24 protein-coding genes are annotated in these 20,479 nt (G+C 71.6%); 13 read left to right on the top strand and 11 right to left on the bottom strand.

Features of this window, described 5'->3' with window-relative positions; translation table 11 throughout:
• Positions 1 to 92: 92 nt before the first annotated feature.
• Together HHX35_RS21020 and lpdA are read right to left on the bottom strand one after the other, a co-directional pair.
• Positions 93 to 1,274 (bottom strand): FAD-dependent monooxygenase, encoded by a 1,182-nt coding sequence (locus HHX35_RS21020; protein WP_182900461.1) that lies wholly within the window; start codon positions 1,272 to 1,274, stop codon positions 93 to 95.
• A gap of 115 nt (positions 1,275 to 1,389) precedes the next feature.
• Positions 1,390 to 2,790 (bottom strand): dihydrolipoyl dehydrogenase, encoded by a 1,401-nt coding sequence (gene lpdA / locus HHX35_RS21015; protein WP_182900460.1) that lies wholly within the window; start codon positions 2,788 to 2,790, stop codon positions 1,390 to 1,392.
• Positions 2,791 to 2,975: 185 nt separating this feature from the next.
• Here lpdA and HHX35_RS21010 point away from each other — a divergent pair, with 185 nt between their 5' ends.
• Positions 2,976 to 3,374 (top strand): SRPBCC family protein, encoded by a 399-nt coding sequence (locus HHX35_RS21010; RefSeq protein ID WP_030508779.1) that lies wholly within the window; start codon positions 2,976 to 2,978, stop codon positions 3,372 to 3,374.
• Positions 3,375 to 3,387: 13 nt separating this feature from the next.
• On the opposite strand, the gene HHX35_RS21005 is transcribed toward HHX35_RS21010, so the two are convergent.
• Together HHX35_RS21005 and HHX35_RS21000 are read right to left on the bottom strand one after the other, a co-directional pair.
• Positions 3,388 to 3,651, bottom strand: a complete 264-nt coding sequence (locus HHX35_RS21005) for a hypothetical protein (protein WP_182900459.1) — start codon at positions 3,649 to 3,651, stop codon at positions 3,388 to 3,390.
• 4 nt (positions 3,652 to 3,655) lie between these two features.
• Entirely contained in the window at positions 3,656 to 4,579 is a 924-nt protein-coding gene (locus HHX35_RS21000) for a TIGR03620 family F420-dependent LLM class oxidoreductase (protein ID WP_182900458.1), read from the bottom strand.
• Positions 4,580 to 4,961: 382 nt separating this feature from the next.
• Here HHX35_RS21000 and HHX35_RS20995 point away from each other — a divergent pair, with 382 nt between their 5' ends.
• The 7 genes from HHX35_RS20995 to HHX35_RS20965 all read left to right on the top strand — a co-directional run bounded on the left by HHX35_RS20995 (position 4,962) and on the right by HHX35_RS20965 (position 9,179).
• Positions 4,962 to 5,534: a hypothetical protein gene (locus HHX35_RS20995; protein ID WP_139579722.1), complete on the top strand. Its 573-nt coding sequence runs from the start codon at positions 4,962 to 4,964 to the stop codon at positions 5,532 to 5,534.
• A 391-nt stretch (positions 5,535 to 5,925) separates the two neighbouring features.
• The gene (locus HHX35_RS20990) at positions 5,926 to 6,399 is read left to right on the top strand and encodes a GAF domain-containing protein (protein WP_259405250.1); all 474 of its coding nucleotides are present in this window, start codon (positions 5,926 to 5,928) and stop codon (positions 6,397 to 6,399) included.
• 66 nt (positions 6,400 to 6,465) lie between these two features.
• Positions 6,466 to 7,194, top strand: coding sequence for a GAF and ANTAR domain-containing protein (locus tag HHX35_RS20985; RefSeq protein ID WP_182900456.1), 729 nt, complete (start codon positions 6,466 to 6,468; stop codon positions 7,192 to 7,194).
• Complete coding sequence (locus tag HHX35_RS20980; protein ID WP_139579725.1) at positions 7,166 to 7,531, top strand: STAS domain-containing protein; 366 nt, start codon at positions 7,166 to 7,168, stop codon at positions 7,529 to 7,531. The genes HHX35_RS20985 and HHX35_RS20980 overlap by 29 nt, the downstream gene beginning before the upstream one ends.
• A gap of 66 nt (positions 7,532 to 7,597) precedes the next feature.
• Positions 7,598 to 8,650: a quinone-dependent dihydroorotate dehydrogenase gene (locus tag HHX35_RS20975; protein WP_182900455.1), complete on the top strand. Its 1,053-nt coding sequence runs from the start codon at positions 7,598 to 7,600 to the stop codon at positions 8,648 to 8,650.
• 29 nt (positions 8,651 to 8,679) lie between these two features.
• Positions 8,680 to 8,877, top strand: coding sequence for a heavy-metal-associated domain-containing protein (locus HHX35_RS20970; protein WP_142561071.1), 198 nt, complete (start codon positions 8,680 to 8,682; stop codon positions 8,875 to 8,877).
• A gap of 65 nt (positions 8,878 to 8,942) precedes the next feature.
• Entirely contained in the window at positions 8,943 to 9,179 is a 237-nt protein-coding gene (locus tag HHX35_RS20965) for a hypothetical protein (RefSeq protein ID WP_182900454.1), read from the top strand.
• Positions 9,180 to 9,240: 61 nt separating this feature from the next.
• On the opposite strand, the gene HHX35_RS20960 is transcribed toward HHX35_RS20965, so the two are convergent.
• Complete coding sequence (locus HHX35_RS20960) at positions 9,241 to 9,570, bottom strand: hypothetical protein (protein WP_182900453.1); 330 nt, start codon at positions 9,568 to 9,570, stop codon at positions 9,241 to 9,243.
• Between the two features lie 126 nt (positions 9,571 to 9,696).
• Between HHX35_RS20960 and HHX35_RS20955 the strand changes: the two genes are divergently transcribed.
• Positions 9,697 to 10,167, top strand: a complete 471-nt coding sequence (locus HHX35_RS20955) for a hypothetical protein (protein ID WP_139579730.1) — start codon at positions 9,697 to 9,699, stop codon at positions 10,165 to 10,167.
• A 139-nt stretch (positions 10,168 to 10,306) separates the two neighbouring features.
• Complete coding sequence (locus tag HHX35_RS20950; RefSeq protein ID WP_182900452.1) at positions 10,307 to 11,395, top strand: DUF4037 domain-containing protein; 1,089 nt, start codon at positions 10,307 to 10,309, stop codon at positions 11,393 to 11,395.
• On the opposite strand, the gene HHX35_RS20945 is transcribed toward HHX35_RS20950, so the two are convergent.
• The 4 genes from HHX35_RS20945 to HHX35_RS20930 all read right to left on the bottom strand — a co-directional run bounded on the left by HHX35_RS20945 (position 11,392) and on the right by HHX35_RS20930 (position 15,553).
• The gene (locus HHX35_RS20945) at positions 11,392 to 13,032 is read right to left on the bottom strand and encodes a beta-N-acetylhexosaminidase (RefSeq protein ID WP_182900451.1); all 1,641 of its coding nucleotides are present in this window, start codon (positions 13,030 to 13,032) and stop codon (positions 11,392 to 11,394) included. The genes HHX35_RS20950 and HHX35_RS20945 overlap by 4 nt on opposite strands.
• 94 nt (positions 13,033 to 13,126) lie before the next feature.
• On the bottom strand, positions 13,127 to 14,002 hold the full coding sequence (locus HHX35_RS20940; RefSeq protein WP_182900450.1) for an N-acetylmuramoyl-L-alanine amidase: 876 nt from the start codon (positions 14,000 to 14,002) through the stop codon (positions 13,127 to 13,129).
• A gap of 66 nt (positions 14,003 to 14,068) precedes the next feature.
• On the bottom strand, positions 14,069 to 14,335 hold the full coding sequence (locus tag HHX35_RS20935) for a hypothetical protein (protein ID WP_079315186.1): 267 nt from the start codon (positions 14,333 to 14,335) through the stop codon (positions 14,069 to 14,071).
• A 114-nt stretch (positions 14,336 to 14,449) separates the two neighbouring features.
• On the bottom strand, positions 14,450 to 15,553 hold the full coding sequence (locus tag HHX35_RS20930; RefSeq protein ID WP_182900449.1) for a LacI family DNA-binding transcriptional regulator: 1,104 nt from the start codon (positions 15,551 to 15,553) through the stop codon (positions 14,450 to 14,452).
• A 222-nt stretch (positions 15,554 to 15,775) separates the two neighbouring features.
• Between HHX35_RS20930 and HHX35_RS20925 the strand changes: the two genes are divergently transcribed.
• The gene (locus tag HHX35_RS20925) at positions 15,776 to 16,522 is read left to right on the top strand and encodes a TetR/AcrR family transcriptional regulator (protein ID WP_310739201.1); all 747 of its coding nucleotides are present in this window, start codon (positions 15,776 to 15,778) and stop codon (positions 16,520 to 16,522) included.
• Positions 16,523 to 16,756: 234 nt separating this feature from the next.
• On the opposite strand, the gene bldC is transcribed toward HHX35_RS20925, so the two are convergent.
• Both bldC and HHX35_RS20915 read right to left on the bottom strand, forming a co-directional pair.
• Positions 16,757 to 16,960: a developmental transcriptional regulator BldC gene (gene bldC / locus HHX35_RS20920; protein ID WP_013133571.1), complete on the bottom strand. Its 204-nt coding sequence runs from the start codon at positions 16,958 to 16,960 to the stop codon at positions 16,757 to 16,759.
• Positions 16,961 to 17,481: 521 nt separating this feature from the next.
• Complete coding sequence (locus HHX35_RS20915) at positions 17,482 to 18,348, bottom strand: hypothetical protein (RefSeq protein ID WP_139579735.1); 867 nt, start codon at positions 18,346 to 18,348, stop codon at positions 17,482 to 17,484.
• A gap of 134 nt (positions 18,349 to 18,482) precedes the next feature.
• Here HHX35_RS20915 and HHX35_RS20910 point away from each other — a divergent pair, with 134 nt between their 5' ends.
• Positions 18,483 to 19,601, top strand: a complete 1,119-nt coding sequence (locus tag HHX35_RS20910) for a Glu/Leu/Phe/Val dehydrogenase (RefSeq protein ID WP_182900448.1) — start codon at positions 18,483 to 18,485, stop codon at positions 19,599 to 19,601.
• 151 nt (positions 19,602 to 19,752) lie between these two features.
• Positions 19,753 to 19,983 (top strand): DUF3073 domain-containing protein, encoded by a 231-nt coding sequence (locus tag HHX35_RS20905; protein WP_079315184.1) that lies wholly within the window; start codon positions 19,753 to 19,755, stop codon positions 19,981 to 19,983.
• Positions 19,984 to 20,479: the final 496 nt, after the last annotated feature.

The following is a 20,479-nucleotide window of genomic DNA, read 5'->3' as shown; positions in this document are numbered from 1 at the left end:
TAGCCGACCATTCATCGACGCCGTGGGAAGTGTTTCCTGTGTGAATGGCCGCGGAAGCCGAATGCCTGTTCGGTAATCGGCATTTCCGCATTTCAGGCCGCATAGTCCCGGAGCGTTATCGAGGTGGCCGCCTTGGTGCTCATCTTGTCGAGCACGCGCATCAGGGGCCCGGTCGTGAGCACCCGGTAGGCCAAATTGCGCCGCCGGATCGCGCCCCGCGTCGCCGGGGCGAGGAAGGAGCCCGCGTTGCCCGCGACCCGCTGGCACGCCTTGGCGAATCCTCTGATCAGTCGCTCGTACTCCGGGAACGCGGCGCGGTGGTCGCCGCGGGCGGCGGCGAGCTCGCCCGCCAGCACGTACGCGGCCACGACGGCCATGCCGGCCCCCATGCCGCCGCAGGTGGCGCCGTAGCCGGCGTCGCCGATCAGCGCGATCCGCCCGCTCGTGTAGTGGTCCATGTGGACGAGGCTGATCGAGTCGAAGTAGAAGTCGGACGCGTCCGGGACGGCCTCGAGCAGCCGGGGGACCTCCCAGCCCGCGCCCGCGTACTCGTCCATGACGATCTTCTTCTGCTGCGCCACGTCGCGGTGGTCGAACTCCAGCCCCGGGGCGTGGAAGACGCACATCACCCCGGCGGTCGCCCCGTCCCTGGCGCCCGAGGCCGCCACTCCGCGGCCGGGCTCGTTGTAGAGCAGCGTGTCGCGGCCGAGCCCCAGGTGGTCGGGCGCGCTGAAGATCGCCACGTGGTGGCCGGACGGCCGCACGAACCGCGACTCGGGGCCGAAGGCCAGCCGCCGCACGTTCGAGTGCAGGCCGTCCGCGCCGACCACGAGGTCGAAGGTCCGGGGCGCTCCACGCTCGAAGGTCACCTCCACGCCGTCCGGGGTCTCGGTCATGGACGCGATGGAGTCGCCGAAGACGTACTCCACGTCGTCCCTGGTCAGGTCGTACAGCACACGGGCGAGGTCGCCGCGCAGGATCTCCACCTCGCCGCCGGCGAACTCCACGGGTAGCCCGACCAGCTGGTCGCCGCGCCAGTCGACCACCCGCCACGGGCCGGGATCGGTGCGCAGGCGGCGGATCTCGTCCAGGACGCCCATCCGCCGCAGCACGTTCATGTGGACCGCCCCCCGGAAGTCGACCGCCTGGCCGCCCTCGCGCAGGGCCGGAGCCCGCTCGACGACCGTGGGGGCGAAGCCGTGCCGGCGCAGCCAGTAGGCGACGGCGGGCCCGGCGATGCTCGCGCCGGAGATCAGAACCGATGGGGTCGTCATGCGCGCTCCTCTGGATCGGAGGCCGCGTGGTGCCGCGGCCACGAGAAGAGCGTCGGCCCCGGCGCTGACGGACCGCCCACCGGCGGCTGACCGGCCGCCACCGGCGCCGACCGGCTCACATGTTGATCATGTGCCCGGCCAGACCGTGGATCGCCTCCTTCACCGCCTCGCCCAGGGTCGGGTGGGCGTGGACGTTGCGCGCCACCTCGTGCACGGTGAGGTCCCACTGCTGGGCCAGGGTCAGCTCGGGCAGCAGCTCGGTCACTTCGGGCCCGATGAGGTGGGCGCCGAGGATCTCGCCGTACTTCGCGTCGCTGAGCACCTTGACGAACCCGTTGGGGTCGCCCAGGCCGTGGGCCTTGCCGTTGGCCGTGAACGGGAACTTGACCACCTTCACGTCGAAGCCCTGCTCGCGCGCCTGGGCCTCGGTGTAGCCGAAGCTCGCGATCTGCGGCTGGCAGTAGGTCGCCCGGGGGATCATCACGTAGTCGAGCTCCATCGTCTCCGCGCCCGCGATGGTCTCGGCGGCGATGACGCCCATCGACTCGGCGGCGTGCGCCAGCATGAGCTTCGCGGTGACGTCCCCGATGGCGAAGATGTGCGGCACGTTCGTGCGGCAGCGGCCGTCGACGGCGATCGCGCCCCGCTCGGTCAGCCGTACGCCGGTGTGCTCCAGGCCGTATCCCTCGACGCGCGGCTGGAAGCCGATGGCCTGCAGCACCTTGTCGGCCTCCAGCACGGAGGTCTCGCCGTTCCTGGAGACCGTGACCCGCACCTTGTCGCCGCTGTCGTCGATCGACTCGACCCGGGTGGAGGTCAGCACCTCGATGCCGAGCCGGCGGTAGCGCCGCGCCAGCTCCGCCGAGACCTCCTGGTCCTCCAGCGGGACCATCCGGTCGAGGAACTCGACGATCGTGACCTTCACGCCGTAGTTGTGCAGGACGTACGCGAACTCGACGCCGATCGCCCCGGCACCCGCGATGATCACGCTCTCCGGCAGCGCCTCGCTGAGGATCTGCTCCTCGTACGTCACCACGCGCTCGGACAGGGACGTCCCCGGCAGCAGGCGGGTCGTCGCCCCGGCCGCGATGATGCAGTGGTCGAACGTCACCGTGCGCACCGAGCCGTCCGCGCCGCGCACCTCCATGGAGTCCGGGCCGGTGAAGGCGCCGCGGCCGTCATACTCGGTGATGCCGTTCTTCTTCATCAGGTAGTGGACACCCTTGACACGCCCGTCCGCCACCTGGCGGCTGCGGCGGAAGGCCGCACCGTAGTCGAGCGTGATCGGGCCGTCCGCCTGGATGCCGAACGTCTTGGTCTCGTTCGTCAGGATGTGGGCGAGTTCGGCGTTGCGCAGCAGCGCCTTGGAGGGGATGCAGCCGACGTTGAGGCACACACCGCCCCAGTAGCGCTCCTCGACGACCGCAGTGCTGAGCCCGAGCTGGGCCGAACGGACCGCGGCGGTGTAGCCGCCGGGCCCGGCGCCGAGGACCACGACATCGTAATGATCGGTCATGAACCGGACCCTACGCCGCCGTGCGCATCCGTCCGGGGAGGGGGTGCCCGCCAGGCGTTGAAGTCGTGGGACCGGCTCCGGACCGGCTCGGGGCCGCTGCACGGCCTCGCGTGGTGAGACGGAGGATGGACCGGACGGCGGCGGGTAGGGGCTCCCTACGTCGTCAGAGGGAGGAGTGACGGACCATGACCGAGTTCGAGCGGTCCCGCAGGATGCCCGCGCCGGCCGACCAGGTGTTCCGCCAGGCGTGCGACGTCGGCAAACTCGATCTCTGGATGCCCCGTGAGCTGCACGTCCACGCGGAGGAGCCGCCCGCGGTCACCGTCCACGAGGACGAGACGGGACAGGACGAACGCGCGCTGCTGCGGGCCGAGCAGGACCAGCTGCGGATGGAGTGGGGCACGCGCGATGTGGACCGGTACGCCGGATGGCTGCAGGTCGCCGGCATCGACGACGACAGCAGCGACGTGACGGTCCACCTGTCCTTCTTCGACGAGCGGCACGCGCCCCCGGCCGAGGCGGTGGAGCAGGCGCTGGACGACAGCCTCGAACGGCTGGCCGAGCAGGTGCGTCAGGCGGCCTGACCGTCTGTCCGGCCTACTCGGCCTGCCCGTCGGGGTCCGGGCGGTCCGCGTCCCCCGGGTGGCCCGGGTGGCCCGGGTGGTCCGGGCCGGAAGGGGTGAGCGGCAGGGGCGGGGCGAACGCGGAGGCCCGGGCGCCGGCCAGGCCGAGAACCTGGCGTATCCACGCCTCCAGGCCCGTCGGGTCCGGCGGGGTCAGAGGGTCCTGCCCGCCATGCGTGCCCTGCCCGCTCTGCCCGCCATGTTCTCCGCGTCCCCGCCCGGGAGTCGCCGCGGTCACGCCGTCACCCCAGGAGGGCGGGGGCCAGCAGCCGCAGGTGCTCGATCTGCGTGCCGACGGAGTCGGCCAGTGGTTGAACGCACACGTGGTCGGCCCCCGCGTCGTGGTGGGCGCGTACCCGCTCGGCGATCGTCTCCGGCTCGCCCCAGACCACGATCGCGTCGATGAGCCGGTCGCTGCCCCCGCCCGCGAGGTCGTCGTCGGAGAAGCCCAGTTCGCGCAGGTTGTTGGTGTAGTTGGGCAGGGAGAGGTACATCGCGGCGTACTCGCGGGCGATCTCCCGTGCGCGGTCCGCGTCCGCCTCGACCACCACGGCCTGCTCCGGGGCGAGGACCGGGTCCGGTCCGAGGATCTCGCGGGCCTTGGCGGTGTGCTCGGGTGGCACGAAGTAGGTGTGGGCGCCCTGGGTGCGCCGCGCCGCGAGTTCGAGCATCCGGCGCCGGAGCGCCGCGAGCATCCGGGGCGGCGTCTCCGCCTGCGGCAGCTCGATCGACGCCCGGTCCATCCCGTCGAGATAGTCCCGCATGTACTCGAGCGGCGCGGAGTAGTCGTGGCCGCGAGGGGCGACCAGCGGCTTGTGGCTGACGCCGAGGCCGAGCACGAACCGCTGGTCCCACGCCTCCGCGAGGGTCGCGGCGCCGTTGGCGGCGGCGACGGGGTCGCGGCCGTAGACGTTGGCGATGCCCGTGGCCACGTGCAGCCGCCCGGTGGCCGACAGCAACAGCGCGGCGTGCGTGAACGCCTCTCGTCCGGCCGGGGTCTCACCGATCCACAGCGCCGGGTATCCGAGCTCCTCGATCTCCGCCGCGGCCTTCCTCGCCCCTGCCGCCGGGGTCGCCGCCAGAGAGGACAGCCACACTCCCGTACGGCCGAGGCGGCGCCTCAGCTCGGACGGTTCCACGGTGGGCGGTTGCGTGCGCTCGGCCATCCGGACGCTCCTTGTCTGTCACGCGAGATCGGGCGAAGGGGGCGGTTCGCCAGGGACGTCGCCCCCGCGGGGCCGGACGGCCGCGCCGGCGGGCGTCGCAGCCTCAGCATCGCATCGCACGCGCCGGTGACCTCGGCACCTCCCCGCGATCGGTTCACGTGTCGGGGCGCACCGCCGCGCCCGTACGGCTTACTCCGATTTCCCCGAATCCGGCGGTTCATCCGCATTGGTCGCTGATTCGCCCCGAGGGCGGCGAGAGGTCCGTGAGGCGGAACCCACGAAACGGCAAAGGCCTGTCCTGGATCTTCGCGTCCGGGCGGCGGGGCCGCAGTCGCCGCGTGTCTCCTGGGAGCCGACTCGCTCACTTCCCAGGAGGCCGAACATGAGGAAACTGCTGTATGCCGGCGCGGTCGCGATCAGCCTGCTGGCCGCCGGATGCGGCGGTGCCGGCGACGAGGGCGCCAGCCGCGTCGCCAACGACCAGCTCAACGAGTCGCAGACGCCCGAGCCCTCCGAGTACCCCTCGGGGACGACGCCGTCCGCCACCGGATACTCGGCGTCGCCGACATCTCCCGTCCAGGCGTCCCCCACGGGGCCCGCGCGCATCGACGCGGCGCCCACCTCGCTCGGCAGCGTGCTGGTCGGCGTGGACGGCCGCACGGTGTACCTGTTCACCAAGGACAAGGGCGGCGCGTCCGCCTGCACCCAGGCGTGCGCCGCCGCGTGGCCGCCCGTGCTCACCGCCGGTGCGCCCCAGGCCGGTACGGGCGTGCACGCGAACCTGCTCGGGACGCTCCACCGGGAGGACGGCACCACGCAGGTGACCTACAACAAGCACCCGCTCTACTACTACGCGAAGGACCAGAAGGCCGGCGACGTGCTCGGCCAGGGCCTGAAGGACTTCGGCGGCGAGTGGTACGCCGTCACCCCGGAGGGCAAGAAGGCCAAGCGTTAATCCCGGAGCGCGGGGCCATGCTGTGCGACAGCCGGGCGAGCAGGGCCGACAACTGCCCGCGCTCGTCCGGCGACAGCGGCGCCAGGAGCGACTCCAGCCCCCGCACGTGGTCCTCGACGCTGCGATCGAGCAGAGTCGGTGGTCGCGGCGGGGGAGAGCGGGAGCGCCCCTGAGGTCGACGCGTTCTGGGGCGAATGACCCCGTTTCTCCGTCCGTTCCCGATCCGCCTTCCCCCGCAGGAGGGCGGATTTCTCGTGTCCTCTCCAGTTCTGCCGGCCAACCCTTTCGGCAACCCTGGGGATCACCTGGCTACCACTGCTCGGAGCCCACTAGGCTTAGGGCACTCCGCCCTGTGTCCGCGGCCGCTTGATCATCTGAAAGTGGGCTCGCGATGGCCTCGGACGCGTCGTCTCTTCTCGAGAACATCCTCACCGGCATGGCCGACCTCTTCGGGGTCGACGGCGCCGCGTTGATGCTGCTCGACGGCCAGGACCGCCTCCGCGCGATCGGGGCGACCGACGACGACGGCGTACTGCTGGAGTCCGCCCAGGAGTCCGTGGGCGACGGTCCCGCCATCGAGAGCGCCGCCAGTGGCGGCCTCGTCGCGATCCCCGATCTGCACGCCGCGAGGCCCATGGGGTTCCCGAACGTGGCCGTCCACGCCCCGCCGGTCCGGGCCGTCCTCTCCGTACCGCTCATCGAGGATCGCGAACTCATCGGCGTCCTGGACTTCTACGCCCGCGACGGGCGCGCCTGGGACCGCACGGAGGCGGAGGCCGGATCACGTCTCGGCGAGCTGATGGTCATCGTTCTTCAGGTCCTGGCAGAGATCAGGACTGATCGAGCCCCCTCCGGGCAGTTGTGATGGCCGAATCGGCGCCTCTCCCCCAGGCCACGGCGGTGCGAGGTGAGGTTCACGAGAGGATACGGAATGACCCATATCGATCCTGAGGCTCTTGTCGCCAGCCTGCGACGTCTGCAGAAGGACAGGGCGGCGACCGGGATCGTGCACCACCTTGAGCGCATCGTCCAAGTGGTCGACCGGCTTTTCGGATACTCCGGCGCCGGCCTGATGTTCGCCGAGGAGGACCGCACACTTCGCTATCTCTTCGCCACCGACGAGCGTGGCCGCAGCCTCGAGCGCGCCCAGGCGGTGACGGGCCAGGGCCCGTGTGTGGCGGCGTACGTGGGCGACACCGCGGTGACGACGGTCGACGTGCGGGCCGACCGGCGGTGGCCGGCCCTGCGTGAACTGCTGCACCCCGAGGTGCGCGGGGTGGCGGGAGTGCCGATCCGGCTCGGCGGCGTGCCCGTGGGCACCCTCAACGTCTACCAGGACGCGCCGCACGAGTGGCAGGAGAGCGACACCCAGGCCCTCCACGCGTACGCCCACGTGATCGAGCAGGTCCTCGTGGCGTCGATGGAGGCGGACGAGAAGGCGGAGCTCGCCGACCAGCTCCAGTACGCCCTGGACTACCGGGTCGTGATCGAGCGGGCCATCGGCTATCTCATGGGCAAGCACGATCTGACGGCCTCGCAGGCGTTCACCGGGCTGCGCAAGCAGGCCAGGGACAGTAGACGGAAGGTATCCGAGCTCGCGGCGGAGCTGCTGGGCGAGCAGGGCCAGAGGAATGTTGCGAATCCAGACCACGTCGTCTGAGGCCGGCATCCGGATGGCCGTGAACGGCGACCTCGACGTGTCGGGGGTGCCGGAGTTCCACGCCTGCCTGCGGCAGGTGCTGGGGACCTACCGGCCCGGGCACGTCGAGGTCGACCTGGCCGGGGTCGGCTTCCTCGACTGCGCGGGCGCGCGGAGCCTCCTGTGGGCCGACGCGCGCGTGCGGGAGTGGGGCGGCGGCGTGACCTTCGTCCGCCCCGCCCCGCCGGTGCTGCGGCTGCTGCGGCTGCTGGGCTTCGACTCCGCGCTGTCCATCCGTACGGCGTCGCACGTGCCGCTGCCTCAGCCCACGGCCGAGGCCCGTCCCCGGCCCAACTGACCGGACGTACGGCCGATCGGGCCGGCGGACGGAGGTGGGCCGTGACCGGGCGATAGTCTTGCCGTGATGTATCGACTCGTGTTCACGCAGGTCCTGAGCCGCCTCGACGCGGAGGCCGTCCACCACCTCACGATCAGGCTGCTCCGCCTGCTCGGGATGTTCCCGCCCCTCGTGCGGCTGTTGCATCGGCTGCTCGCGCCGAGGGCGGAGTCGCTGCGCGTCCAGGCGTTCGGCGTCCACTTCGCCTCGCCGTTCGGGCTCGCCGCCGGGTTCGACAAGGACGCCGGATGCGCCGAGCCGCTGTCGGCGCTCGGATTCGGGTACGTCGAGGTCGGTACGATCACCGCGCACGCCCAGCCCGGCAACCCCCGGCCGCGGCTTTTCCGCCTGCTCGAGAGCCGGGCGATCATCAACCGGATGGGCTTCAACAACGCCGGAGCGGCGGCCGCCGCCAAGCGGCTGCGCAGGGTGCGCCACATTCCGGCCGTGGTCGGCGTCAACATCGGCAAGACCAAGGTCGTGCCGGAGTCCGGTGCCGTGCGCGACTACGTGGACAGCGCCCGCAGGCTCGCGCCGCTCGCCGACTACCTCGTGGTCAACGTGAGCTCGCCCAACACCCCGGGCCTGCGCGACCTGCAGGCCGTGGACCGCCTGCGGCCGCTGCTGTCGGCGGTCAAGGAGGCGGCGGGGCGCACCCCGCTGCTCGTGAAGATCGCGCCGGACCTGGCGGACGAGGACGTGGACGCTGTGGCCGAGCTCGCCGCCGAGCTCGGGCTGGCGGGCGTCATCGCGACCAACACCACGATCAGCCGCGAGGGCGTCGCGAGCACCGAGGCGGGAGGCCTGTCAGGACAGCCGCTCAAGGCCCGCTCGCTGGAGGTGCTGCGCCGCCTGCGCCAGAAGGCCGGCGACCGGCTCACGCTCGTCTCCGTCGGCGGCGTGGAAGACGTCGACGACGTCTGGGAGCGGCTGCTGGCCGGTGCCACCCTCGTGCAGGGATACACCGGCCTGATCTACGAGGGCCCCCTGTGGCCGTCGCGCATCAACCGGCAGCTCGCCCGCCGGCTGCGGCGGCACGGCTACGGCTCCGTCCGCGAGATCGTCGGCCGCACCGCATGAATCCCCTTCTCCCGAGAATGGAGAGCCCCATGAGCGTCAAGACCTACACCGTGCAGGGCATGACCTGCGGTCACTGCGTGAGCTCGGTCAAGGAGGAGGTCGGCGAGATCCCCGGCGTCACCGGTGTCGAGGTGGATCTCGACAGCGGCCGCCTCGACGTCTCCGGCGACGTCGCCGACGACGCCGTGCGCAAGGCCGTCGAGGAGGCCGGCTACACGCTCGTGTGAGCTTCGGCCGCGCCCATCGGTCACGTCGACGCCATCCGCTCCCGCCCGCCTGCTCCGCCGGTAGGGTGATCCGCCCCGGCGACGCCGAGACGGCCGTGGGGGACGACGAGGGGCCGGCCCTGGAGCGCATGGCGTCCGAGACCGTCGAGGCGCTCGCCGCCGTGGACGACGCGCGGCTGCGCGAGTACGCCGAGGAGGAACTGCTCGACGAGTTCGAGGTCGAGCGGGTCACGGCCCTGCGCGACCTGGCCCGCACGGCCATACGGCTCAACCAGGGGATGTACTGCTGGATGTGCCCCTGAACGCCTCGAACAGCCCCTCGCGGAGGGCGGGCGGCAGCCTGCGGCCCCATATCCAGTGGGCTCAGTCCGGCGGGCTCACCACCGCGTGGTCGTCGTTGTGCTCCACGGCGTTTCCGGCGAGGAACTCCAGGCTGAAGCGGGCCTCCTTCCGGTGCTTCTCGTCCGGCCAGGTCTCCACGAGCGGCAGCACCGCCCGCACCCGCGCGGTCACGCGGTCGGTGAACCGCGTTCCGGAGAAGTCGACGTTCACCAGCCGGGCCCGGTCGAAGCACACGCTCGGCACTCCGGGCGGCAGCTCGAACCGCTGGTCGCGCAGCTCGCCACGGGCGGTCCGGTCTCGCCGCCACTCTTCCGGGCTCGGCCGCAGGCCGAACCGCTCGGACGTGCTCACGCGGCCCGCCCGCCGGGGCCGTCGCCCACGGAAGGGCGAATGACGATCATGCGCTCCGAAAGTACGAGATCATGCATGGGCGGAGTCTCGCAGCCCGCCCCGACAAAGCTAAGCGAGCGACCCCCCATGAGCGCCATCTACGACCAGGCCGACGGCGAGCGGATCGCCGTGGCCGACAGCGGTGATTCCGTGAGCATCATCAACCGCTCCGGGAGGATCGTCGTCGCCAAGAAGGACGTACGCAGGCTCGCCGAGCGGGTCCTCGCCGCGGCGGGCCGGATGGCCGTCGTCCTGTTCCCGCCGGCCCTGCGGAAGGACACGCTGTCGGTCTCCGGCCCCTCCGGACGGTGGAAGGTCCGCGTCTCGCCGAAGAACGGCGCCCGCGTCCTCGTCGAGGTCGATCCGCAGGGGCTCGGGCCGGCCGAGGCCTACGAACTCGCCGCCGCCGTCGCGGTGGCCGGGCGCCACATCGGCGACGCCGCACAGGCCGACCTGCGCCTGACCGCGAGGATCCGCGAGGTGATCGACACCTACCAGGGCCTTGACGCGGAGAAGATCGCGGCCGCCATCGTCGCCGAGGTCCTCGACGGAGCGTGACACCCCGCGTACCCGGCACGCCTGATCGTGGCGGCGCCCGCCGCATCTCCACCGGCGCCTGCGGGCCCGCACAGACGCGCGGTGACGCTGGGGAAAAGCCGGTTGCCCCGCGCGACGGAGCCTGCGGAGGATGTGGGCCATGGGAGACGGGCACGTGCGCGGACTGGAGCTGTCGCGGCGGTTCTACCTGGAGGCGGTGGCACCGCTGCTGGCGCGGCGCTTCGGCGGCCTCACACACACGGCGGCCCTCCTCGGGCCGGGTTCGGAGGTGCTCGGGTACGACACCGAGCGGTCCACCGACCACGACTGGGGCCCACGGCTGCAGCTGTTCCTGAGCCCCGAGGACGCCGCCGTCCACGGCGAGGCCGTGGACGCCGCGCTCGCCGGAAGCCTGCCGCCGGACTTCCTCGGCTATCCCACGAACTTCGGCCCGCCCGGGGCTGACGGCACCCGGCACATGGAGACGGCGGACGGGCCGCTCCGGCACGGAGTCGTGGTGGCCGATCTGACCGCATGGCTCACCGGGCACCTCGGGTTCGACCCGATCGCGGGCGTCGGCCTGTCCGACTGGCTGGCGACGCCCACCCAGACGCTCGCGGAGATCACGGCGGGAGAGGTCTTCCACGACGGCCTGGGCCTGCTCCTGCCGGTGCGCCGCCGCCTCGCCTGGTATCCCGGCGACGTCTGGCGCTACATCCTGGCCTGCCAATGGCGGCGGATATGCCAGGAGGAGGCGTTCGTGGGCCGCGCCGCCGAGGCCGGTGACGAACTGGGCTCGGCCGTCACCTGCGCTCGCCTGGTGCGCGACCTCATCCGGCTCGCCCTGCTCATGCACCGCCGCTACCCGCCGTACGGCAAGTGGCTGGGCAGCGCCTTCGCCGCCCTGCCGTGCGCCCCGGCTCTGGCGCCCGTGCTCAGGGCGGCCGTGTCCGCCACCGGGCGGCGGGACCGCGAGCGCCACCTCGCCGGTGCCTACGAGGCCATCGCGGCCCTGCACAACGCCCTCGGCCTCACCGCGCCCGTCGATCCGCGCACCCGGCCCTACCACAACCGGCCCTACCGGGTGCTGCGCGCCGAGCGCTTCACCGATGCGCTGCTGGAGACCATCGCCGATCCGGAGGTGCGGCGGTTGCCTCTGACCGGCGCGGTGGACCAGTACGTCGACAGCACCGACGTGCTGGGCGACCGCCTCCGCGTGCGGCGCGTCGCCGACGCGGCGCGGGGTTAGAGGCTGGGCCGGGTGGAGTCGGCCGACATGCTGAGCTCGTGCAGGTGGCGCATCACGTCGTGCACGGCGACGGCGCCCGGGCGGTGGCGACGCCATCCGCTGCCGCCCCGCTGCCAGGGCCGGGGTCCGGACAGCGGGCGGTACTCCACGCCGATCGCGTCCAGCCGTGCCAGGTGGGCGTCGACGCGGCGGAAGAAGTCCTCGGGCCCGGCCGGGCCGCCGGTCCACGCGACCTCGGCCGCCGCGCAGCCCCGGGGCCAGGCGCGGTAGTCGAGCGTCCGGCCGTCCGGGATGCGCTCGCTCCACAGCTGGAACTGGACGCCGATCACCCGGGCACGCTCCTCCTCCGGCCACTCGGACGGCGCGGGCGCGAAGGCCGCCACATCGGCCACGGTGATCGCGTCTCCGAGGCCGGCCGGCTCCTCGGGCGAGGCCGCCTCGGCGTAGTCGAAGTACATCGGAAAGACCGGGGTCGCCACCACGTCGTGTCCCGCCGCCGCGGCCCGGCGGGCGACGTGCTCGCCGCGCCAGGGCATCACGATCGTGTCCGGCCGCAGCCTGCCGCTGACGAACGCCTCGTCCCACACCACCGTGCGGCTGCCGCGTTCTGCCAGCGCGTCGGCGAGCCGCCGCAGGAACCAGGCGTGCAGGTCACCGGTGCTCTCCAGGCCCAGCGAGGCCTGGTGGGCCGAGATCTCGGCCGATGCCGCCCAGTCGTCGAGGACGCACTCGTCGCCGCCGATGTGGAAGTAGGGCACGTCGCCCAGAGCGTCGGCGATCTCGGCGAACACGGTGGTCAGGAAGTCGACGGTCGCCGGAAGCGGGGACAGGATCGCCGGCGAGATGCCCCACCGGTCCAGCACCTCGTAGCGCTCCTCCGGCCGGGACGCCAGCGCGGGATAGGCGGCCAGCACGGCGGAGGCGTGCCCCGGCACGTCGATCTCCGGCACGACGGTCACCGCGCGCGCCCGGGCGTATGCCGCGATCTCCGCCAGGTCGGCGAGCGTGTAGTGGCCGCCGTGGGGGACGCCGTCGAAGGCGAGTTCCTCCCCCTTGTGGCTGGTGATCGTCCGCGGGCGGTGCGAGCCCACCTCGTGCAGCAGCGGGAACGCCCTGCTCTCCACCCGCCAGCCCTGGTCGTCGGCCAGGTGGAGATGCAGCCGGTTCAGCTTGTGCAGCGCCATCAGGTCGATCATCCGCAGCACCTCCCGCTTCGGCAGGAAGCTGCGGGCCACGTCGACGTGCGCGCCGCGCCAGGAGAACCCGGGCGCGTCCTCCACCCGCCCGCAGGGGACCGTCCAGGACGTCCCGGGCACGAGGGCCGACCGGAACGCCTCGGCCGGCAGGAGCTGCCGCAGCGTCTGCCCGGCGTAGAAGGCGCCCGCCCGGTCTCCGGCCGCGATGCGGACGCCGTCGCCCGCGATCGTCATCGCGTAGGCCTCCGGCCCGAGCCGGGGATCCTCCTCCACCCGCACGGCCGACGTGGCGGCGTCGCCGGGCCTGAGGTCGAGCACAGGGAGCGCGAGCCGTACGGCGTCGGTGAGCGGGGCCGGGCCCGACACGGCGGAGCCGGGTGCGATCCCGGCCGACCCCGAGCCCGTCTCGACGAGCCTCGGCAGGGGAAGGAGATGCTTCATGCCGCCGATGATGCCAAACCCCACCGGCGGTCCCGCCACTCCGTCCACAGCCCCCTGAGAGCCGCTGAGAGCCGCTGAGAGCCCTGAGGCGCGGTCAGCGGGCGGAGATGAGGTAGTCCTCCAGGCCCTTCGCCAGCGACCGCGCCATCCTCGCGCGGAACGCGGGGTCCTTGAACCTGGCGGCGTCCTTGGCGTTGCGCATGTTGCCGCACTCGATGAAGATCTTCGGCACCGTCGACAGGTTGAGCCCGCCGAGGTCGCTGCGGTAGTTCAGCGCCTGCTTGCCGATGTAGGTCGAGTAAGGCAGGCCGGTGCCGCTGCGGAAGGCGTCCCGCACGTTCTCACCGAGCCGCGCCGAGTCCTTCACGACCGGATCGACCGGCCCGCCGATCTTCTTGGGCATGATGATGTGGAACCCGCGGAGGTTCGCCGCCGCGCCGTCGCCGTGGATGGAGATCGCCGCGTCCGCGTGGGCCTTGTTCCCGATGGCGGCCCGCTGGTTGATGCAGGGACCCCACTCGGTGCTGCTCGTCCGGGTGAGCTTGACCGTGGCCCCTTCGGCTTTCAGGAGCTTCGCGAGCCTGCTGGACACGTCCCAGGTGAAGGCCGCCTCGGTGTAGCCGTCGTTCGTCGACGTGCCGGTCGTGTCGCAGGCCTTCTTCTGGTTGGAGATGTCGACCAGCTGGTTGATCTCCTTGGTGTGGCGGAAGTTGCCGCCGTTGTGGCCCGGGTCGATCACCACGACCTTCCCCGTCAGCGGCAGGGCCTCCGTCTCGGAGGAGGCCGTACGCGTGGTGGGGACGGTCGTCCCGGCGGCGTCCGCCTGGTCCTGGGTCGCGGCCGGCCGTCCGAGCCGGGACGAGGTGGCGGGGGCGGCGGCCCCCGTGTCGGAGACCTCAGCGCCGCCGCAGGCGACGGCTCCGACCCCGCACAGGGCCAGGGCTGCGGCGGCGAGTGGTCGTCTGATCACGGTCGAAATCCCTTCCCGGAGGTGTGGTCTCCCCAACCTAACCGGAACGGGGTCGTGATCAGACCGTTACGCCGGAAACCTGCCCACCCACGCCGGCTCGGGGACCTCCTGCCGATGCAGGAGAGCGGCCAGCTCACGGGCGTCCTCGGCGTCGAGGCCCAGCACCACGCGGGGCCGTCCCCAGGGGTGGTCGATCGAGTGGGCGACGTAGCTCGCCACCGACTCGGCGACGTCCTCGCTGCCCAGCCCCCGGCTCTCCCTCCAGTGCGCCCAGGCCCGCTCCAGTTCGCCGGCGGCCCGCTGAGCGCAGGAGACCAACTCAGGATCACGCATGAATCCCCCCGATTCCCGGTCGCCGGTCCGCGGGCAGCCCTTCCGCGACCCGCCGGGGGCCGGCGCCACGGCTGAAGTCAACACCGGCCGCGAGGGGACACGTCGGTGATTGACCTAGCTTTGGCCACCACTTGGAGCGGGCCCGGTGCTGCGCCGTACGACGAGCTGCGGGCTCACCTGCCGCAGCCGGGCGGTCTTGCCCGGCTCGGTGATGCGGTCGCTCAGCAGTGCCGCCGCCGAGCGGCCCATGGCCCGCCGGGGCTGGTCCACGCTGGTCAGCGAGATGTGGGTGACGGCCGCGAGATGGGTGTTGTCATATCCGACGACCGACAGGTCCTCGGGCACCCTCAGCCCCAGCTCGCTCGCCGCGGTCAGCACGCCCATGGCCACGATGTCGTTTGCCGCGAAGATCGCCGTCGGCCGGGGGTCGCGCTTCAGCAGCGCCAGCGCCGCGCGCCGGCCGCCCTCTTCGCTGAAGTCGCCGTGCTCGACCATGATGTACGGCGCCAGCGCGTGGCGGCGCATAGCCACCAGGTAGCCCTCGCACCGGCAGCGGGCGGCCGACGACGGAGCGCCCTCGATGTGGGCGATGCGCCGGTGGCCCAGCTCCACGAGGTGGTCCACGGCGTAGCGGGCGCCGAGCTGGTCGTCGTCGACGACGATGTCCACGCCGTCGAGTTCGACGTCGCGCTCGCCGACCACCACGGTGGGCGTGTAGGCCGCGGCCTCGGCCAGCGTGTCGCTGGACGGCGCGACCCCGAGCAGGACCAGGCCGTCCACCCGCAGCTCGAGGAACGCCTCGACGGCCTCGTCCTCGAACGCCGGGTCCCAGCGGCCGCTGCCGATCAGCAGCCGCAGCCCGTCGCCGTGCAGGCTCTCCTGCAGGCCGTCGAGGAACTCCGCGTAGAAGGGGTTGTGCAGGTCGGCCACGAGTGCGCCCACCAGATGGGTGCGCCCCTCGACCAGGCTGCGGGCGACCGCGTTCGGGCGGTAGCCGAGCTCCCGGGCGGCCTGGAGGACCGCCTCCCTGCGGTGCTCGCTCACGTGCGGGGAGCCCCGCAGCACGAGAGACACCAGCGACTTGGAGACTCCTGCCCGCTCCGCTACGTTGCGGATCGTCGGGCGTGGCCGCGGGCTGAACCCATCGGACAGTCCGCCGGCGGGGATCGCGACCCCGACGTCTTTCCGGGCAGTGGTCTGCATGGACGGTCCTGACATGGTTCTCCCCACGATGCGTGGACGTGCACCTGACACACCAAACGATCGAGTTGCCCCGAGGGTACGGGTTGATCGCGGTAAGACAGGATCCTTCCTCTAATCGGGCGTTGGGAAGGTTAGCCGCACCATGGGTAGGACGGCGGAGCCGGGAGGGGGTTCGAAGGGGAAGCCTTGATCTGGCCGGTCCCCCTCTCAGGGGGCCGATTCGCTAGGGTGCGGGGTGTGAGTGCCACAGGCCAAGCGGAAGACGGGGCACGGCCGGCGCGCCGCAGGCTCAGCGTGGACCGGCGGCGTGAAGAGCTCATCGCCGCCGCGCTCGAGCTGTTCAGCAGGCACGACGCCGAGGACGTCTCGATCGACGACGTGGCGGCCTCCGCGGGCGCGTCGAGGGCGCTCGTCTACCACTACTTCGGTGGCAAGCAGGAGCTCTATGTGGCGGCTCTGCGCAGCGCGGCCGCCGAACTGCGGGCGCGGTTACAGCCGCAGGGCGAGGGCGGGCCGCTGGAGCAGCTCAGCTCGGGCCTGACGCGGTATTTCGACTTCGTCGAGGAGCACGCGGCCGGCTTCGCCGCGTTGCTCAGGGGAGGCCCGGCCAATCGCGCAGGGGAGATCGGCGAGATCGTCGACGGGGTGCGGCAGCGCATGCTGCGCATGATCGTGCATCAGATGGGGGTCGACGCGCCCGGTCCGGCGTTGCGCGTCACGCTGAGGTCGTGGGTCGCCTCGGTGGAGACGGCCGGCCTCGACTGGCTGGAGCACCGCGACATGGAGCGGGCCGAGCTGGAGCGCCTCCTGGTGGACCAGATGGTCGCGCTCCTGCGGGCGGCGAGCGGGCACGATCCCGGGGTGCGGGTGCTGCTGGAGACCCTGCTGCCCGTGCACCCTGCATCTGAGCTGCCCGTGCATCCTGCATCTGAGAACCGGGCATCCGAGAACCGGGCATCCGAGAACCGTGAGGCCGTTCCCTGAACCCTCACGGCGTTCGTGAAACGTCCCGAGGCGCGAAGGCCAGGGCCGTACGCATGGGGAGCCGGGGGGAACCACCGGGGGCGAACGGACCGTGTACGCGGGGAGGCGCCGGGCGGGCGGCGCCGACCCCAGATCCCCTCCCATGACCCGTAGCGGTCACGGGAGCGTGGTGGACGCGCTCACATCCCCGACGCGAGCGCGCCGTCGTTCCCCCCGTGGCGTGACGGCCACGTCCTACTCGGACCGCTGCTGCGGAATCCCCGCGAGCAGTGCCCGGACCTCGGTCTCCCGGTACCGCCGGTGACCGCCGAGGGTGCGGATGGACGTCAACTTGCCCGCCTTCGCCCACCGGGTGACGGTCTTGGGGTCGACCCGGAACATCGTGGCGACCTCCGCCGGGGTGAGCAGTGGCTCGGCCTCGGGTGTACGAGCTGACATTTGTGCGGCCTCTCCTCCGTGTGGACCGCCGGCAGCGATCCTGCGACTTGTCTGGCGCAAGTGCCCCTTCCGCCAATCCCTGTCCCGTCGCGTCGGCCGGAGCGGCGTTGTCCGCCTCGCCCGCGAGAACTCCTCGCAGGCTCGGACCTTCCGCGGGCCCGGAGTCGTCGCCGACAGCGCTGTGTCGGCTCCTCCTCCGCCTTGCGATGCACCACTCTGGACACCGCTGCGTTCGGGCAAATCTTGTCGGTCGCGGCACTGTCACGGATGTCCTTCAATGATCCAAAAACGTGCGGTTTCTAGGACCATTTACGGCATCACCCGATGTGACCATACAGCCACGTAGCGCGATTGGCGAGCCCTCTGGGCACAACGTCTCGACCACGGGTTGATGTCACGCTCGGTGATTCTAGCGACACGTTTCGTGGTATCGCAGTGAAAACGGCAAACTACTCAGTTCGTAGATGTGAGATCGACTATGTCATGACCAGAATCGGCAGGTCAGGGAATGTTCCTGACCGTCAGTTTGCCGACTCGAGGGCCCGGATCGACCTCCAGCGGAGAATCACCCGCTGATACATCGCGAAGGCAAGTTCTTCCTGACCGTTGTCCAAACCCGCGAGGGCGGTCGCCACCTCGGCGACGGACTGGTCGCCCTGGAGGGTCCGGTCGTCCATCAGGTGGACGAGGCCGCCGTAGTCGAGCTCCACCAGCGAGTGGGGGTGGAACTCCTCCAGCCAGCGGCCCACCTCCTCGACCTCGGTGAGGGCCGCCACCTGCCCGACGTGCCTGCGGATCACCACCAGCGCCCGGGCCACCCGGCGCCGGGCCTGCGCCATCGAGGTGACGTACAGCATGTTCCTGGGCGGCGCGGCGGTGGTCTGCGCGCCCGCCTCGGCCGGCTGCTCCGAGCCCAGCACGAGCCAGCGCTCGGCCGAGTCGAACGGCACGAACCACGCGATCGGCACATGCCACGTGCTCGTGCGAATGTGGGTGCGCAGCGACTGCTCACCCCGCTTGAACCGGTCGAAGTCGTCGGCGGTCTGCTCCGCGATGGCCTGGGGCACGAACCGGGAGGCGAGCTTGACGGGGACGCTCCCGCGGAACGACGCGAACGCCAGCCACGACCGCAGCCTGCTCTGCCAGGGGCAGACGTACAGCGTCTCCTCCACCCGGCGCAGGTACGCGTTGGGGCTCTCCCGCTCGGGCGCCGGCAGCGGCGGGACCGGCAGCAGGCGGCGGACCGCCTCGCCGTGTTCGACCTCGAGCGCGCCCGCCCGGCGCGGCCGGTCGCGCGACTCGGCGTATCGGACCCAGCGAGCCTGATCCTGCGGGGCGAAAGCGGTCAGCGGCTCGTACACACGGAGATAGGCGGCGTAGGGGAGCACACCAGAATCGTGCCACGTCGCGGGACGCATGTGCAGCACCGTCCCGGCTTTTCATGATCGTTTTGCGGGTGCATCGGATAAGCTGAAGGCCGATCGCCGCAACGAGGCGGCGTACACGATCAGGAGTCACCACCGTGACCGACGTTTTCGGGCTGTCCCACAAGGATTCCAGCTCCGGCGGCGACACGAACCCCGCCCAGCCGGTTCGACACGAACAGGTCGTCTTCTGCTCCGACGAGCGCAGCGGCCTGTACGCCATCATCGCGATCTACAGCACCGCCCTCGGACCGGGGCTCGGCGGCACCCGGTTCTACCCCTACCAGAGCGAGCAGGCCGCACTCGCCGACGTGCTCAACCTCTCCCGGGCCATGGCGTACAAGAACGCGCTGGCCGGCCTCGACCACGGCGGCGCCAAGGCCGTCATCATCGGCGACCCCGCGACCGACAAGAGCGAGGCTCTCCTGCGGGCCTACGGCAGGTTCGTCCAGTCGCTCGGCGGGCGCTACTACACGGCCTGCGACGTGGGCACCTACAGCGAGGACATGGACGTCGTGGCGCGCGAGTGCTCCTACGTCACCGGCCGCACCCAGGCGCACGGCGGCGCGGGAGACTCCTCCATCCTCACCGCCTTCGGCGTGTTCCAGGGCATGCGGGCCGCCGCCGACCACGTGTACGGCGCCTCCTCCCTGAGCGGCAGGCGGGTCGGGGTCGAGGGGGTCGGCAAGGTCGGCCACCGCCTGGTCGAGCACCTGATCGAGGACGGCGCCGAGGTCGTGGTCTGCGACGTCGACGAGCAGGCCGTCGAACGGGTGCGGCAGCGCCACCCCGCCGTCGAGGTCGTGCCCGACGCCGCCACGCTCGCGGCCTCCGACATCGACGTGTACGCGCCCTGCGCCCTCGGCGGCGCGCTGGACGACGAGACCGTCCCCCGGCTCAAGGCGAAGATCGTCTGTGGTGGGGCCAACAACCAGCTCGCGCATCCCGGCGTCGAGAAGCAGCTCGCCGAGCGGGGCATCCTGTACGCCCCGGACTACGTCGTGAACTCCGGCGGGGTCATCCAGGTGGCCGACGAGATCGAGGGCTTCGACATGGGCCGGGCCCGCGCCCGGGCGGCGAAGATCTTCGACACGACCTTGAGAATCTTCCGCTCGGCCGAGGAGGAAGGCGTCCCTCCCGCCGTCGCAGCGGATAGGCTGGCAGAGCGGAGAATGTCAGAAATCGGTCGGCTAAGGGGTATTTGGCTCCGGCGCTGACCGCCGCCGCTCGTACGACGTACCGAGCGGCGCACAAACCAGGTACGGTAATAGGCGAACGAGAGACTGACGCCTGAAGTCAGGTGGCGTCGGTGCGCGGTGCGTTAGTGACGAGGGGTCGGGCACGGCCCCGCATGAGGGGGTCGAGCCAATGGGGCGCGGCCGAGCCAAGGCCAAGCAGGTCAAGGTCGCCCGTCAGCTGAAGTACAACAGCGGCGGTACGGATCTTGAGCGCCTGCGCGCGGAGCTCGGAGTCGTGGACGCCGACGATTCCGGCCACAGTGACGAGCATGACCCTTACGACGAGTTGGCTGATCGCTACGCCGATTACGCGGCCGTCGACGACGACGACGGCGACGATGACCGCCGTGGGCGGCGTTGACCCGGTTCTGATCGCCAGGTGAGTGACCCGGCGGGGACGTTCCCGCCGGGTTCTCTCAATGTCCGCGAATCGCTCTCCCATGAGCCTCTCGCCTCCGGTACGGAGACGGGTGCGGGGTGAGAGTCGGCCGGCCGCGCGGTGTTGCGGTCGGCCGCATATATGGCCAGACACGGTCACGGCCGGTCGGTGTAATCGGCATGTCTCCTCATTGTCGAGTCGCCGCCGAGTCGCCCTGGCCGGAGCCGTCGTGGTCGCCGTCTCGGTGCGATGCTCGGGTGCTCGCGTTGCTTGCGGCGGCCAACCCGGGAGAGTCCACTATGGCCGCGTTTCCCGAGTGTGACGGATCTCACGAGGGCGGGACATCCGCCGGCCGTCAGCGCCCGGACGGGCGGGACGCCACGACGTGACCGCCCGTGACCTTCAGTGCCTATGTTCCGGACGACCGGCCGCCGACCGATCAGCCGCGGCCGCCGCCGCCCGCCACGACCTCCACCCG

The sequence above is a fragment of the Microbispora sp. H10830 genome, assembly GCF_014161375.1.
GTDB classification, from domain to species: domain Bacteria; phylum Actinomycetota; class Actinomycetes; order Streptosporangiales; family Streptosporangiaceae; genus Microbispora; species Microbispora catharanthi.
The sequence above is the reverse complement of the archived record's forward strand: the minus strand, read 5'-3'. Positions and strand labels throughout refer to the sequence as shown.